The following is a 761-nucleotide window of genomic DNA, read 5'->3' on the forward strand; positions in this document are numbered from 1 at the left end:
TCCGCTGCTGCGCGAGGTGCGCGACGGGTGCGGGCAGGCCGGCCGCGACGCGCGCGACGCCCGCTCGGCGGGCTATCTCGCGCTGATCCGCAATTTCCATCGCTATGGCTGGCTGCTGCTGTACCTGTTCGGCGCATCGCCGGCGCTGTGCGCGGGCTTCGTCGCGGGCGACCGGCACGGGCTCGACGCGTTCGATGCGCAGACGCTGTACCTGCCGTACGCGACCAGCCTGCGCATGAGCGACCTCGGCTACCAGAACCGCGTGCAGGGTGCTTTCGCACCGTGCCTCGACAACCTGCCGGCCTACCTGGAAGGGCTCGCGCGCGCGGTCGCGCAGCCGTGCCCCGAGTACCAGGCGATCGGCGCGAAGCGCGACGGCGAGTGGCTGCAGCTCAGCACGCACCTGCTGCAGATGGAGAACGAGTTCTATTCGTCGATTCGCCCGAAGCGCACGGTGCGCAGCGGCGAGCGGCCGCTCGATGCGCTGCGCAGCCGCGGCGTCGAATACGTCGAGGTGCGCTGCCTCGACATCGACCCGTTCGCACCGCACGGCGTCGCCGAGACGACGCTGCGCTTCGTCGACGCATTCCTGCTGTTCTGCGCGCTCGACGACAGCCCGTGCTTCGCGGGCGCCGAGCGGGACACGTGCCGGCGCAACTTCGCGACGGTCGCGCGGGAAGGGCGGCGTCCGGGGCTCGAGCTGCAGCGCGGCGACGAACGCGTGGCACTGCGTACCTGGGCGCACGAACTGCTTGCGCGCA

1 pseudogene is annotated in these 761 nt (G+C 71.5%); it reads left to right on the forward strand.

Annotated elements, in window-relative coordinates:
* Positions 1-761 (forward strand): annotated as a pseudogene (locus tag G3N93_RS40875) (glutamate--cysteine ligase); the annotation flags it as partial.

It is taken from the genome of Burkholderia sp. Se-20378 (assembly GCF_017104665.1).
GTDB classification, from domain to species: domain Bacteria; phylum Pseudomonadota; class Gammaproteobacteria; order Burkholderiales; family Burkholderiaceae; genus Burkholderia; species Burkholderia lata.